The sequence below is a fragment of the Mesorhizobium sp. M1217 genome (genome assembly GCF_040318275.1).
Lineage (GTDB): Bacteria > Pseudomonadota > Alphaproteobacteria > Rhizobiales > Rhizobiaceae > Mesorhizobium.
In genome coordinates this window covers 57,840-71,992 of the sequence record NZ_JAMYMA010000014.1, presented here as the reverse complement: position 1 = coordinate 71,992, position 14,153 = coordinate 57,840, and the positions used below count along the sequence as shown (strand labels likewise).

At 60.0% G+C, this 14,153-nt stretch carries 13 protein-coding genes and 1 pseudogene; 7 read left to right on the top strand and 7 right to left on the bottom strand.

What is annotated here, in order from left to right; translation table 11 throughout:
• Window position 1: 1 nt before the first annotated feature.
• Both glf and NKH37_RS22795 read left to right on the top strand, forming a co-directional pair.
• Window positions 2–1,144: a UDP-galactopyranose mutase gene (gene glf / locus NKH37_RS22800; RefSeq protein WP_023717096.1), complete on the top strand. Its 1,143-nt coding sequence runs from the start codon at window positions 2–4 to the stop codon at window positions 1,142–1,144.
• 259 nt (window positions 1,145–1,403) lie between these two features.
• Window positions 1,404–1,493 (top strand): hypothetical protein, encoded by a 90-nt coding sequence (locus tag NKH37_RS22795; RefSeq protein WP_352494395.1) that lies wholly within the window; start codon window positions 1,404–1,406, stop codon window positions 1,491–1,493.
• Between the two features lie 49 nt (window positions 1,494–1,542).
• Here NKH37_RS22795 and NKH37_RS22790 read toward each other — a convergent pair whose 3' ends face one another.
• The 3 genes from NKH37_RS22790 to NKH37_RS22780 all read right to left on the bottom strand — a co-directional run bounded on the left by NKH37_RS22790 (window position 1,543) and on the right by NKH37_RS22780 (window position 3,796).
• Window positions 1,543–2,709: a beta-glucosidase gene (locus tag NKH37_RS22790; protein WP_023717094.1), complete on the bottom strand. Its 1,167-nt coding sequence runs from the start codon at window positions 2,707–2,709 to the stop codon at window positions 1,543–1,545.
• Window positions 2,706–2,978, bottom strand: a complete 273-nt coding sequence (minE, locus tag NKH37_RS22785) for a cell division topological specificity factor MinE (RefSeq protein ID WP_353041391.1) — start codon at window positions 2,976–2,978, stop codon at window positions 2,706–2,708. The genes NKH37_RS22790 and minE overlap by 4 nt, the downstream gene beginning before the upstream one ends.
• Before the next feature lie 293 nt (window positions 2,979–3,271).
• Window positions 3,272–3,796: a YciE/YciF ferroxidase family protein gene (locus NKH37_RS22780; RefSeq protein ID WP_352494317.1), complete on the bottom strand. Its 525-nt coding sequence runs from the start codon at window positions 3,794–3,796 to the stop codon at window positions 3,272–3,274.
• Between the two features lie 784 nt (window positions 3,797–4,580).
• Here NKH37_RS22780 and NKH37_RS22775 point away from each other — a divergent pair.
• The 4 genes and pseudogenes from NKH37_RS22775 to NKH37_RS22760 all read left to right on the top strand — a co-directional run bounded on the left by NKH37_RS22775 (window position 4,581) and on the right by NKH37_RS22760 (window position 8,548).
• On the top strand, window positions 4,581–5,507 hold the full coding sequence (locus NKH37_RS22775; RefSeq protein ID WP_023717091.1) for an NAD(P)/FAD-dependent oxidoreductase: 927 nt from the start codon (window positions 4,581–4,583) through the stop codon (window positions 5,505–5,507).
• Window positions 5,508–7,103: 1,596 nt separating this feature from the next.
• Window positions 7,104–7,270 (top strand): annotated as a pseudogene (locus tag NKH37_RS22770) (PIN domain-containing protein); the annotation flags it as partial.
• Window positions 7,271–7,420: 150 nt separating this feature from the next.
• The gene (locus NKH37_RS22765) at window positions 7,421–7,705 is read left to right on the top strand and encodes a DUF982 domain-containing protein (protein ID WP_353041502.1); all 285 of its coding nucleotides are present in this window, start codon (window positions 7,421–7,423) and stop codon (window positions 7,703–7,705) included.
• A gap of 183 nt (window positions 7,706–7,888) precedes the next feature.
• Window positions 7,889–8,548 (top strand): PTS sugar transporter subunit IIA, encoded by a 660-nt coding sequence (locus NKH37_RS22760; protein ID WP_353041389.1) that lies wholly within the window; start codon window positions 7,889–7,891, stop codon window positions 8,546–8,548.
• 120 nt (window positions 8,549–8,668) lie between these two features.
• Here NKH37_RS22760 and NKH37_RS22755 read toward each other — a convergent pair whose 3' ends face one another.
• Together NKH37_RS22755 and NKH37_RS22750 are read right to left on the bottom strand one after the other, a co-directional pair.
• The gene (locus tag NKH37_RS22755) at window positions 8,669–9,025 is read right to left on the bottom strand and encodes a hypothetical protein (RefSeq protein ID WP_353041387.1); all 357 of its coding nucleotides are present in this window, start codon (window positions 9,023–9,025) and stop codon (window positions 8,669–8,671) included.
• Window positions 9,026–9,371: 346 nt separating this feature from the next.
• A complete protein-coding gene (locus NKH37_RS22750; RefSeq protein ID WP_353041385.1) occupies window positions 9,372–10,196 on the bottom strand; it encodes a 5'-3' exonuclease in 825 nt (274 codons plus the stop codon).
• An 829-nt stretch (window positions 10,197–11,025) separates the two neighbouring features.
• Here NKH37_RS22750 and NKH37_RS22745 point away from each other — a divergent pair.
• Window positions 11,026–11,313 (top strand): hypothetical protein, encoded by a 288-nt coding sequence (locus NKH37_RS22745; RefSeq protein ID WP_352483875.1) that lies wholly within the window; start codon window positions 11,026–11,028, stop codon window positions 11,311–11,313.
• Window positions 11,314–11,466: 153 nt separating this feature from the next.
• Here the strand turns inward: NKH37_RS22745 and NKH37_RS22740 are convergent, their stop codons facing one another.
• Window positions 11,467–11,781 (bottom strand): hypothetical protein, encoded by a 315-nt coding sequence (locus NKH37_RS22740; RefSeq protein ID WP_023717084.1) that lies wholly within the window; start codon window positions 11,779–11,781, stop codon window positions 11,467–11,469.
• A gap of 458 nt (window positions 11,782–12,239) precedes the next feature.
• A complete protein-coding gene (locus NKH37_RS22735) occupies window positions 12,240–14,081 on the bottom strand; it encodes a HipA domain-containing protein (protein ID WP_352908438.1) in 1,842 nt (613 codons plus the stop codon).
• Window positions 14,082–14,153 lie beyond the last annotated feature (72 nt).

Sequence of the window (14,153 nt, the reverse complement as noted above, 5' to 3'; positions counted from 1 at the left end):
CATGTTCGACTGGCTGATCGTCGGCGCCGGCTTCGCCGGCAGCGTGCTGGCGGAACGCATCGCATCGCAGCGACAAGAAAGCGTCCTGATCGTCGACAGACGAAATCACATCGGCGGCAATGCGTATGACTGTTATGACGAGGCAGGGATCCTGATCCACCGCTATGGGCCGCACATATTCCACACCAACGCCCAATCGATCGTCGACTACCTGTCGCAGTTCACCGAATGGCGGTCTTACGAACACCGCGTGCTGTCGCTGGTCGACGGAAAGCTGCTGCCGATACCGATCAACCTAGACACCATAAATCGCCTTTACGGCCTTAAGCTGACATCCGAGCAGCTGCAGGAGTTCTTCGCTTCCCGGCGAGAGACGGTGGAAGAAGTCCGCACAGCCGAAGACGTCGTCGTGAGCACCGTGGGCAGGGAGCTCTACGAGAAATTCTTCCGCGGCTACACGAGGAAGCAGTGGGGTGTTGACCCTTCCCAGCTGAGCAAGTCGGTGACGGCGCGAGTCCCAACCCGGACCGATCGGGATGATCGCTACTTTGGCGACACTTTCCAGAAAATGCCGGCAGGCGGGTATACGCGCATGTTCCAGCGCATGCTGGATAATCCCAAGATCAAGATCATGCTGCAGACCGACTACCGCGAAATTCGCGACAAGATCCCCTTCCAGCGGATGATCTATACCGGTCCGATCGACGAGTATTTCGACTGGAAGCTTGGTCGCTTGCCCTACCGTTCGCTGCGCTTTGAGCACACGACGCTTGATTGCGAGGAGTTTCAGCCGGTCGCCGTCGTCAACTATCCGCAGACGGAAAACTACACCCGCATCACCGAGTACAAGCATCTGACCGGACAGAAGAGTCCGAAGACCAGCCTGACCTACGAATACCCCTCGGACATCGGAGATCCCTATTACCCGGTGCCGCGGCCCGAAAACGAGGCGTTGTACAAGAGCTACGAAGCGTTGGCAGCGGCGTGCCCACAGGTCTGGTTCGTCGGACGTCTGGCGACATATCGCTATTACAATATGGATCAGGTCGTCGGGCAGGCTTTGGCGACGTTCGCGCGCCTTCAAAACAGCATGCCGGTAAACGGCATCGGGCAGATGCCGAGGCAGCGCGAGGCGGCGGAGTGAACGATGCGCCGGGATTAAGCTGCATTCGCGGTGACCATTAACATTTGAGATGGCGCAAAGATCAGCCGAAGCTAATATGCCGTTGGAGGGGTCGTGCGTACGAGACGTTTCACAAAGCCGATAGTCGTTCAACCGGCCGGATCGATCGCGACAGGGTTGTTGTCTCGGTAACGGACGCGGCCGAGGTTCTGCTGAAGGATTGGCCGGAGCCGGCTTGCAAGCGTCGAGACTCGCAACAATCGAGGCGTGCCTTGCCGTCATGCGCGGTGAAAAGTCGCCAAGAGTCGCACGCGAGGCGATCATCGCTGCGGCCAAGGACCCCAGGATCTTTCTCGGTGGACAGATTTAGGCTTACCGCGTTGCCGATGCAGTTAAAGCGCGGCGCACTATCGGCGGGGCTATACCGCGCCTGCTGGCTCGTTGTCGAAGGCCTCGAACAATCGGCGTTGGCGCTCCAACTCGTCGGCAAGCGGCTTGTGAAGAGTGCGCGAGCCGTTCGCATGAATGGTGGAGAACAAGCCTACTTCGGCGTGGCGCGAATTGTCCCAACCGGGGTAGGCCGTCACCGGGTACAGGCATATGCCCTGAATAGGTGCGCCGAGGCTCATCGCATCGCGCACTTCGTCGCAAACATAATGGAGCCAAGCCGGCCGTCCCGACCCCTCGGCGCCGGTCTCGGCAATAATCATCGGCTTCTTGTAGCGCTCGTCGACCTCGACCAGCATTTCCGAAAGCGCCCGGTATTCGTGGTGTCCCATCGGTATCGTTGGCCCATTCAAGTACCATTGGTTGTGCGGATAGAAGTTGAGGCCTATGACGTCGACAAGGTCCTCGCTGCCACCCAACTCCGGCTCAGCGCGCCCGACCAGCATGTCGTAAGCCTCGAACTGGCCCTGACGAGCATTTTCGGCGCGCCGCCGCTCGGCGCGACTGCGGTCACGAGGAGCAATATGGATGAGCGGTTCAGCCCAGATGAACCTGCAACTGGGTTCGGCCTCCCGCATTGCTCTGATCCCGGCGATCGCTGCCCTGACAAGGTGGCGTTTGAACCATCCGCGCTTATTCTGCCCGGCGCGCGGGAAATAGCCGACCTCCACCGCCCACGCAAAGAAAGAAATTTCGTTGATCGGACACACCAGGGGAGCCACTCCGGTGGCTAAGCGATGAACCCGAACAGCTTCCGCGGCGAAACGGACATAGGCCTCGACAAAGCCGGGGCCACCTTGGTCGACGTGGTCTGGCGAACCATAGTGGAAGATATCCCAGATGACCTGCACCCCGGCCGCCTGGGCTGCTTCGATCACCAACATCCAGCTCGACCAGTCAAAGACTCCCGGCGCTGTTTCGATCAAGTGCCAGCGCAAGCCGTCGCGGATCGTGCGAAGCCCAAGCTCGGCACAGTGGCGATAGTCGCCGGATGCATGGGTGTCATGTGAGGTCGCACGGATCAGATCAAGGCGCACCCCGTCGGCACGTCGATGCGAGGAACACTCGAAACCAGCCATGAAAAAGCTCTCGATGCCAGAAGGATCTGCCGCGGGCCGACGAGCCGGTTCCTCGTTCATACCGGCATCCTGTCGGCCAGGGATGGCGCAAGTACTTGCGTTCGGCGACCGCCCTTTGCCAGGTTCGGTCGCCTCTTCGATTTCGATGAGGCTGCCGTCACGTCGAGGTGTTGGCCTTGCCGGGCGATCACCGCCATGATCTCCTCGCGCAACACGGAGACGAGATCGGGCTGGTTGCGGCTTCGACGCTCGTAAGCCAACAGCAGTTGCAAGCGCTCGCGCGCCACGGGCGCGCTGCCGCGGCGCTTGAAGATATCGAGCAGGTTCATGCTGCCCTCCTTCCCAACAGCCGGTCGAGGAGGCCCCTCCGCTCGAAAGGCAGAATGACCGGGCCTCGCCCTCGAGTCTTCTTGCTGCGTCGATACAGGCGCGTGCGGCGGGGTTGGTGTTTTTGCATAACCGGCGCGCCCACATTGGTGCGCGTAGTAGTACAATGCGGTTAGAGCCAAAACACGTGTGCTCGACGGGCAAGCGACAGAGGAAATGGCCAAATCCGAATTCGCCCATTGCGCTGCTCACGAAGATGCAAATTTCGGATTGGCCACCCCAGCAATGCGCGACCTCACGCGGCCTGCTGCATTGCCCGTTCGTTGACGCCAGTTTCGCCGAGTTGGGTGAGCGCCTCATCGGTGGCTTTTTCTTCTTCGAGAGTCTGTTCCAGAAGTGGGACTGCGTCTCGTAGGCCGAGCAAGCCCGCCCACGTCACAAGAGTGCCGTAGCGCGCGATTTCATAATGCTCGACCGCCTGGGCTGCAGCCACGAGCCCTGCGTCCAATGCTGGAGCGTCTCCGAATTCTTCCAAAATCTCCTGCCCCTCCTCGATCATGCCATCGATCGCTGGGCACGTCTTACCCTGAGCCCTCTTGCCAAACGCGTCGAAAACCTGCTGCAGGCGCTCGATTTGACCTTCTGTCTCGTCTCGATGCTTTTCGAACGCGGCCTTCAGCTCTTCGGACTCTGCGCCCTTTGCCATTTTCTTTAAGGCGGTCAGAATCTTCCGTTCGACGTAGTAGATGTCCTTCAGACCATCGTAGAAAAGGTCTTCCAAGCCCTTGGAACTGCCCTGTGATCTTCGCGTCGTCGCCATTCTCATCTCCTGTTGAAAGCTATCGATGGATGTACGGCTCTAACGAGGCCAGTGCCTTGTTGTTCCTTCACGATGGCCCCACTGACGCCGACTCATGGTGGCGAGCGGCGTCGCTTGCAGGTCATCAAGATGCGTGGGGCATAAATACGCGGCGGCTACCACGACTTCGTCATCCAGCCGGACGTCGTTACCGTCTTTGCGCGGCTGGTAGCCGCCGAGCACCCTAAAGCCGAACACGGCTCGCCGGCCTTAAGCGGAAATTCCGTGGACACTCTGATCGGCGGCCGCCTCGATCGGGGCACAAGCTCGCTCTTGATCGGCCCTCTCAGGTGTCGGGAAGTCCACCATCGCTTGCTGCTACTCTCACGCGGCGCTCTCAAGGCCGCCTCAAGGTGCGATGGTGGATCCGCGGTTCCGCGGCTGAGCAGGTTGTTTACCTCGACCGGCAGGAGCGAAACGGCCCCGCCGTGGAGCCCCTGAAGCGGCGAGGCTTTGGAACGACATTGCTGGGAAAGGTAGTTGCCGTGCATTGCAATGCAAAGATCGAATTACACTACAACCCCGAGGGACAATCCCGAGGGCCTGCATTTCACCATGGCGTTGCCATTGCGCGAGCCAGGCTCGTGCCAGCATACTCCTGAGCGCCGGGTCGAACGCAACGTGGGAAGCATGCAGCTATGCCCCAGCAACCAATACTTGGTAACCAAATTGGCGGTTCGGCGTTTCCTTTCAACGTGGTCCACGGTGCACTCACGGTGCGGTTTTGCAGTGTCAGGATTTCTGAATGGTCGACAGAGACAAAGCGCGCCGCGATCGGATGTTTGACTCGCTGGTTGTGGGCGGCGGGCCAGCAGGCCTCGTGGCCGCGACCTACCTTGGACGTTTTCGGCGTCGGGTAGTTGTCGTCGATGCAGGTCAAAGCCGGGCAAACTGGATTCCCTTGACGCGCAACTGCCCGGGCTTCCCGCGCGGAATCACCGGCCCTGACCTGCTTCACCGCCTCAAACTGCAGGCCACCCGGCACGGCGCAGATTGGGTGTGCGATACGGTCGTGGGCATTCGCATCGCGGAGAATGGATTTTTAGCGCAGGCTTCATCTCCCATTCATGCCCGCTCACTGCTTATTGCCACTGGTGTCGTCGACAGCCTCCCCGACGTTCCGGGCACCGCCGACATGATTAAAGCCGGAGCCTTGCGATTGTGCCCTGTCTGCGACGGCTATGAGGTCATTGACAAACGGGTGGCCGTCATCGGACCGGCCGAACACGCAATGAAAAAGGCGCTGTTCATGCGGACCTTCACTCGAGACGTAACTTTGCTGATTGCTGATGCAGCCCAGCCCAGCCCGGATGACGTTCTTAGGCTAAAAAGGGCTGGAATCGAGTTCGGCGCATGCGCCCGAGACGCAATTTCAGCTGAGGGCCGTCGGGCAGTTGTCGAACTCGTCGACGGCAGGACGCTCTCGTTTGACACCATCTACCCTGCGATGGGGTCGATCATCCGCTCGAGGCTAGCGACCGACCTTGGTGCAGAATGTGACCGAGCCGGCAATCTTGTCGTGGATTCGCACCAGCGCACCGCCGTGCCGGGACTCTATGCAGCTGGAGATGTCGTCGACGAGATCAACCAGCTTGCCGTCGCGTTCGGGCACGCAGCGGTCGCGGCAAGTGACATGCATAACTATCTTGCGAATGGCGAAGGGGAGCACTGATTGCAGGCTGAAAACACCGCGTAGTGACAGTCCTACGCGAACGGCGTGCCCGGCGCTGACGTTAAGATACCGACAATCACAAACCATTGGGCTGCTGCCATATGTGTCTCTTTCCGATCCTGCTGCCTCGCGCGAACAATTCCGGCAGACCGTTCCCCAAGCAGGAATTCGACCCGACAAGGCCGAGCTGGCTAGCCGTTCGCCGGCGTCATGGCTTTTCTGCAGTCACTGGCCGAAGGGGTGTGGCGGCAAGGCGGCCATTCCAACATTGACGACCTCGTCATGTTGGAGATGATGACGGACGAGATCGACTTGCCGCGCGGAACTCGAGCGGCGATTTCGCCAGGACGAAAATGACCATCCGTTCCCTATCGATCTGCGTCGTGTAGCGCACGCAGCGCTTCGGTTCGACCACGCGTGCTTGCCGTTCCGGCTCCTCTTCGGTGTCGGTTGCACAGGGGTGCCCCTTGCAGCCTCCAAGCGCACTCCCCGATCCGAGCGGTCTTTGCATCTCGTGCTGCGCGCTCAGCCTCGATCAGTGCTCGTACAGCATCGATGTTCGGTTCTCTCTCACTTGTCTCTTTTCTCAGTAGCCAAGCCGCGCTCCCCGCCTAGTTAACCGAACCATCGTCGCAAACGGGTGTTCCACCACGACAACAAAAAGCCCGCCGGCCGGAACCGGCGGGCTAAGTGACCCAACAGCGGAACACAATTGCTAGGGGTCGGTGGAGTACGAGATTCCAACCGACGAATGCGCAGAAGGTTCCGCAACTGCTAATGTAACGTAGGAGGAGTTGGGGGAACTGGAATTCCGGTCGTAGACCTGTTCGTATCCGAGCTGCTACACCCGGCCAACGAAGCCCGTCAATGAACGATGGCGGAGCGTGCTGCCCTGCTCCGGCGCACGGCGGCAACAATCAAGACTATCAGCCTGACCGACTATTCCGGATCTCAGCCAATGACAGCGCCTCAGGCGTGTAGCTTTCGACTTTGAGTCGATGGCGGTTGTAGTGGCGATTTTCCGGCCACCAACACGCGAGCTGGAGGCTGGTGAGTGCATCAAGGCCGGCAGAGCGCTGTTGGGCCGAAAGCTGAAACTCCGCCGCCGGCTCAGTACGGCCCACCGCCGAGAGGTATTTATAGCCGCCGGTGGTCGTCTAGCGAGCGCGTGCGAGATGCACTTCCCAAACACGAACGCCCGCTCGGAAACGACGGCTGGATGCTCTGCATAGCCAACGAGATCACAATCTGCGGGCTTCGGGAGCGGGGCTAGTCTCCATGACGTCAGGGCACGCCGCCGCTTCCGGTCTGTCAGCTTGGTGCATGTGTCAACAGTTCCGAGCCGAAGCAGTGCGCCGCCCTCCCAGCCAAAGAAAGTTGGCTCGCCCGACTGGCAGAAGAAGGCCCCGATGCTTCGCGCCTTCGCGGGGCCGTCAGCCAGACCATCGTCGGTGAGCCGCCGAAGGAACATGGCATCGTTGCCGCGCTGCGCCGATCCCGGCTGCCGGAGCCGATCTCCAGGTCAAGATCTGATGCGACATCTGCTCGATACAAACCGACTCGGAGCCCCTGCTCTAAAGGACAGCCGAACGAAACGACCATAACCTTTTCATCTCCTCCCTCACAGTCGCCGAATTCGTCGCGGTGTACTTGAGAAGCTGTCGGGCAAGCGGCGTGACGAGCTCGAAAAATGGTTCGCGGCGTCGGACGGTGCGCAGATGCTTTTTGCCGGTCGGGTCCTGTTGTTCGACGAGAAGGATGGTCCGGCGAGGCAAAGTGCCGGACCCAAGGAGAGCCTGCTCAGCCTCAATCGCATCGGCCAGCGCTTCTTTGAATTCGCCGTGATCCACATTCATGCAACCACTGCCCTTGTCTTCGCGTTTAGCCGCGTTCAATCGTGGGGAGCGACAAGAATGCGGGCCTTCAGTCCAATTACAATTTGCCTCAATCGCAACCTGACGGTGGTCGCGTCCATAGCCGACGCAATGAAGGTGCTTCAGCAGCCATGGCCTAGAATGGGAAAGCCGGGGCGGCTCAAGGCGATCCGAATGGTCGAGGAATCGCTCGCCGGGCATTGCAGCCAGCAAGCTGCGTTCGAGGCCTTCAAGGCGGCCGCGGCTGAACAGGGACTCCTTAGAACAAGAGGGACCAGCACAGGTCTGGGGAAATGTGCGCGGATGGTTGAAGACCTGATGTGAGGTCATGCCGGCCTCGCTAACACTGAAGAGCCACCCCACCTGAAGCCCGAAATACTGCCTTCTCCCGCGAGAGCCGAAACGCCTCAAAACGGGCTATTAGCCCGGACGCGAGAAGGCCCTGGCTTCGCGTCCGGGACAGCCAGGACCCACTTATCCGACGGTGAATTCTGCGCTGGCCAAGCAGTGCGCTGCACCCCATTTGCGATCGCGTTTGGAATCCACATTGAGGTTACTCTGACGGTCTGCCCCATCTTGTCAGAAGAAGACATTTCGCTTGACCTTGCGACTAAAGGAAAGCAATCAGCCTTGACAAAAATCGCGATCAGAATTGCGCGAAGAGCCGGGCTTGACGAGCAGGTGGTTCTCCGTAGTGTCTTCGACCGCGAGGATTTCGGCTCGACGGGCATCGGTCGTGGTGTCGCGATCCCTCACGCTCTACTGGGTATGATCTCTTCGCCTGTCGCGTCTCTGACACGCTTGGCCCAGCCTATCGATTTCGACGGCCCCGACGACGACCCAGTCGATCTCATTTACACTGTACTCTGGCCGCGCTCTGCTACTTCCGCCTTCCTCCCTGCCCTTTCGCAAATATGCCGGGTGCTTCGGACATCTCAAGTTCGGGAGCGACTCCGACAGGCACAGTCATCCGATGAGGCCTTGGCGATTCTCGAAACTGAGCCGCTTCCGAGAATTTCACCAAATTTGCATACTTGCCGCGTCGGGCCTGGCGCTGTGATACCTAAGCAGTTCAGCAATGCCTTAGAATCCAGAGGCGCGGCGCATACCGCAGTCAACTATGGGGGCTCGCTACCAGCCGATGAGGCGGTCTTCGCGGGGGATTGACGCATCTTCGGGTTCCTTTTCTGCGCGGTAACCCAAACAGAATGTCTGCGTCGTCATTACTCCGAGGCCGCGCCGCGCTCCGGCAACGCGCGGTCTGGTCCCCGCGGGTACTGCGATCGATCAGCCCCGCATCGTTGAGCGTAGGATGGCCTGCATGTGCTCTTTCAAGTCGAGTTCGCCTCGTGCCTCAACAGTCAACAGGTACTCGGCCTTGACCCGGCGGTCGCCTCGGCTGGTCGCAGGATAGGAACAGATGGCCAGCAAGGCTTGCTCTTCAATTCGGTCTGCCGTCTTGCGGTCGTGCCAGTTGCTGCCCGCTCGACGAACAACCCTGTGGAGCGCGGCATAGGCGGTTTCATGCCTTGCGATCAGCGCCTGCAGTTCGCGCGAGATACCTTCGCCTTCAGCAAACGTCGGTTCAATGACAGACGCAACGGCGGTGAACGCAAGAAGTGTACGGCGGGTGACTGCGGGCATGCCTCATATCCTTGCCGTCTGATGAGTGCGGGCACACCATAGCACCGGCGCAGCGTTCGGAGAGATGCTTTGCAACATGACCCTATTTTCTGCTGACAAAACGTTTCCGATCCCGCGGCTGCTCCTCCTGCAATGGCTGGCAGCTTCAGTCTCCTGAAGGTCCCAGGTGGACGCTAGTATGCCATTGAACGCCACCCACAACTCAGATGCTGTGTGAGCGCCTGCCCCCAGCCGGCACATTTGCCTGTGTCTTATTCCAGACTGTTCCCGCGTGCACAGTGCCCCTGTGCGATCGGGAATCGACGCTGGCCTTTTAAAGGCCGCTTCCAGATCTCGCCTCCCGAAGTCAGTTTCGGCGAGCGTTGAGAGCACGTGCGAGGAGCCGGGTGTCAGTTAGCTGGATCACGCACGTCTCGAACGCTTTGGTCGGGCCGCGCCAGCGCAGCTCTTCGACGTCATCGAACAGCCGAGCGTCCGTGCGAAGCATCGCGAGATTTTTGAATAAAAGCGCGAGCTCTCTACGCTTGCCGAGGGCTTCAGGCGGAAAGCTTTCAAGAGGGCCGTAGCGGCCAAGCAGCCGGGCGGCCGAGACCAGGCCGATGCCTTCGAGACCCGGATAGCCATCGGCGGCATCACCGACGAGCGCGAGGAAATCTGGAATGAGGGCCGGCTCAACTCCGAACTTCTCGCGTACACCCGCGGCATCGCGAATTTTCTGGGTCCTGCGGTCTACCTGGACCACATGGTCACCGCGCACACACTGCGCGAGATCCTTGTCCGGCGTCCAGATGCACACCTTCTGCACGCGCCCATCGGCAGCCGCGCTGTGCGCCGCGGAGGCCAGCGCGTCGTCGGCTTCCAGCTCGATCATCGGCCAGACCGCCACTCCCATCGCCGCCAAGGCTTTCTCGAGGGGGTGAAACTGCGCGAGCAATGCCGGCTCGATGCCATCCCCGGTCTTGTAGCCCGGCCAGAGCTGATTTCTGAACGATTCTACTACATGATCGGTAGCCACCCCAATGTGTGTGGCGCCATTCTCGATCATCTCCAGCACTGTGTTCAGCACGCCGACGACGGCGCCAAACGGCTTGTCTTGGCCGTTGTTGAACCGGCGTTGGCCGTAGAAGTGGCGAAACAGTTCGTATGTGCCGTCTACTAAATGTACGATCATCGCAATCCTCGAGAAACAGCATCCGGCCCCGTCTGCAAAGCTAGACCGACAGTTGGCCTTCTCCAAACCTTCAAGTAGGTGCGCTCGGCCGTGCCCGTACGCCCACCGCAAGCCATGCCTCTCACCGGCACTTAGCAACAGCTTACCTTCAAGGGCAGGCGATATTTCTCGCCCCGCCGCCTCGCTTTTGCGCCAGGCGGCCATTTGGTTCGCGAGAGTATCCCTTCTTCCAAACGCAGCGAAAAACGATTTGGCGATGCTGTCGCGACTAGCGCCGGCCGCGCAGGAGGCAGCCTGGGCCGATATTGCGACCAGCTTGCGATGTGGGGGAAGCCCGGACGGGTGGGTTGGCCCGAACACACTGCTCCTGACGACAGAATGGAAATGACGACGTTCAGACGCTCCGATCTGCGGCGGCAGTTCCGTCATGACGATGATATGGAATGCATGCCCCCGGTTTTGGGGTTCTCATTCCTGTGACGGCCGGCGAGGCGCACCCCGCCTCTTGAAACCTTCAAACATTTTGCAGTTGTTAGGACTCACCTCGTTGACGCACTTCGACACAAAACCCGATGTCGGTAAATTGCGCAGCTTCGGAGGTGGGCACAAGGCGCAGCCTCTAGCACCTAGTCTGTGATCGGTCGGGTCCCAAGCCAATTTCCGCCTGCCGCGCTTCACGCTATTGCAAGACGTTCAAATTTCAAATTTGAGCTTCCGCACTCATGCTTTGTCGAGAGTATCTCTTAAAGTCACTTAAACCTTCTGCGCAGTAAGTTTTAGCCGTTCTGAATCGCCGTCGGCGACGATGACGATGAAATAGGGGGACGCAATGGCTCGCAGTCACGTTGAACGTCTTGGTGAGTTCAGGGAAATCCTGGTCGCGACTCGACGCGAAGGAGTCCGTAACGTGCACCATACTCGCGACGCAATGCGGGCAAGTGGCTTTCAGATCGGGGACAGCGACGGCTCCAGCTACGGAGCCGAGATGAAGGTGCTTCAAGAGGAAATTGAGGCAGTCGATCGCGCCATCGAAGACGAGAAGCGGCTGGCTTTGGCCATCGAGGGCGCGGCTCAACCCCGCCGACCGACTAAACCGAGAATCGTGAAGGGAACATAGAGTCAGGTACGGCCCTTGGCGCCGTCGCGTCGATCGCCTGCGGTATGGTGTCGGGCTCGTCGCCGCCGTGGTGCAGCACCCTGACGTCATCCATTGCCATCAAACGTCAGGAAGGGACGGCCGAAGCCGCCCTCTGCCGGCGTCGCTGACTGCTCAGCTTTCATCTTCCCCGTCGATTTCGCCGTCTCCATCGTGACGATGCTTCGCTAATCTCGTGAAGGCGTTCTTCAGGTGTCCGAGTACGGCCTGAAACGCGACATTTGGACACGAAATCACGGAGGTCAGCTTCGAGGCGCGAAGCGGGGCGTGGCGGTGGAATATTGCGGCGAGCAGTTCGATAACGATGGCAGCATGGTCTCTGCAATCCTCAAAAATATGAAACGGGTGATGGCAAGCGAGTACAGCCGCGAGCTGTCCCCAAAGGTCTCCAGAGCGCAGCTGCAGCAGGCTCGTCTCGGATTCAGCCAAAGGGGGACCCGTGCCCTACGGCGTCCGGCGAATGTTGCTGGATAAGGATGGGGAGCCCCGTTACGTTCTCGGCTCTGGAGAACAGAAAGGGCTCGCTGGCGAACGTGTTCTCCTTGTCCCTGGCCCGCCAAACGAAATCAGGCTTGTGAGGGGCATCTTCAACATGTTTGTTGCTGAAGGGCAGAGCATGGCTGGTATATCAGTTCGTCTGAACAAAGAGGGAGAGCCGTCCACATACGGCGATGTGTGAACGCCTGCCCGAACAGCCCGCCGCCGACGATGAAGTTGTTGGGGCTATGAAGCTTGAAGAGAAACAGTTCGCCCGGTTGGAGCGCTCGGAACTGCGACCGCCCCCCCGGGCTGCCAGAAGTTCACCTCGTCAACGTCCTGGCGGCGCGACAGAAATTCGAACCAATCTAGATCGGTGACGCCGACATAGATCTTGATCCCATGGGTGCTCATGAAAACGCCTCAGCGCGGTCGCGCACGATCGCCTTCACTCGCTCCGCCGCTGTTTGAGCGGGATCAGCCCGTTCGGCAAAGGACGGCAGAGCGAGCATGCGCGCTGCTTCGCGCAGGGCAGCGGCGATCGAACCTATCGCTTCTTCCGCGCGAGTGACCGGCAACTCGATCGTGCGCGCGAGAGTTAGGAAGTCCTGCCGTGTAAGCCGGTCGTCCTTACCGTTGAGCTTCAGCGCCATACGATCGCCACCAAGCCCCGGAAAGACGCGGGTCGTCACGGCGTCGTAAAGGGATGCGAACCGGACGGTCTCGAACCGCTTGGAGCCAGGGCCTGCAATCTTGAGGAGCGCCAGGTTCTTGAGATGCATGTCCCCGTCGGCGATCAGCCACGCGAAAAACGCCCGGCGGAACAAGGTCTCGATATCGGCGGCAGGGTCGGTCGAAAGCGGCCGCAAACCGCGCGCCATGCGTTCGATTGGGCCGTCGTATTTGGCTGAGGTCGGCAGATCGAGAACCGAACAGAAGTCCTCGAGCGCTAGGAAGCGTCGATCATCGGGCCCGCGTCGCACGTCGAATCGCTCGACGACCAATGCAGGTGACATCCCATCCGGCATGTCGATGAGCGCGGCGGCCGGAACCTCGAAGCCCGCTGCGCGACCAAGTTCAAGACAAAGCCATTCGACGACCGGCAGCATTTCGAAGCCCGCGGTTCCGGCCGGCTTAAGGATGTGAGTGAATGGCAGATCGATCGCGGGTAGCAGCGCGCCGTCCGATGCCAAATTCATCGGCGCCTTAATCTGGACACCCGATAATCTCGGCATTTCCGCGCGCGCAAACAGCTGAGCCAAGTTGTGCTCGAACGTCTCCTGGATCTCGCCTCGCGACGGGCCGACGTATCGACCAGTGAAGCGCCCATCGTCGGTGAACGCGACAAGTTTGGTGTCGAGTTCGTCTCGCGGCAGGACGTTAAGCTCGGCTTGGCTCTCGACGACCGCGATATTTGACATGTAGCGCTTGCCGCTTCGCAGCGCTTCGCGTTCATCCCGCTGACGGAGCACTTGCGCGAGCCATCCTTCTGGGAGGAGCGACTCGATGAAAGCCGGCAGCTTGCCTGGTGCAGTCTGTCGAACGAGTGGCGGGCCGCTGCGCCTCACAGGCTTCCAGCGCCACTCGAATCCATCGTGGATTAGACGACCGAGAGGATCCCCATGCCATGCCACAAGGAAATCCAGGGCCGCCTTGTTAACGGGGCCCTTGGCCGCCGCCGGGCGCGCAATCAGATAACGCTCAGCGCCCTCCCCTTCGCGGTACCATCCGTTCTCGCGGGCCAACGCCCAGACCGCGTCAGCGGCCACCTGTGGCGAACCGTGTTCTTCTATGAGTCTTGCCGCCATGTCGGCCCGCATCAGTTCGGTGATGGCGCTAGCATGCTCGCTCCGCAAGCGGAATGCTTCCAGGAAGCGTTGGCGCGGCGAGGAAACGTCAACTCGCAGCTCGCCAAGATCGTCCCCTACCACCGCAGAGGCAGTCGAAGGATGGGGAGGCGCCTCGTTTTGGATTATTTCGAGCGTCCGTAGCCGGGTTCGTTGATTACGCCGACCGCTAACGAACAGGCGGCCGTCAGGTGTGGGAGCAAGAAGTTGGGCAGAGGCCGATGATAGATAGGCAGTAGGATAGAGGTAGCGCGCGATGCGTACGGCGTGGCCTAAAACTGCTTGCTCAACGTCGTCGCCTGATCGTGCATAAACACCGCGGACGAGCGGGACGAGTTCCCCTACCACCGCTAGCGCATGCGCACGTCTCTTGTCTATTGTCTCTCCAACCAGCAGTATGGACACGGACTTTCTCGCATTTCAGATGCGCAAAAGTCCGCTAATAGGCGTCAAGAGTCAAGGACTTTCTCGAATCTG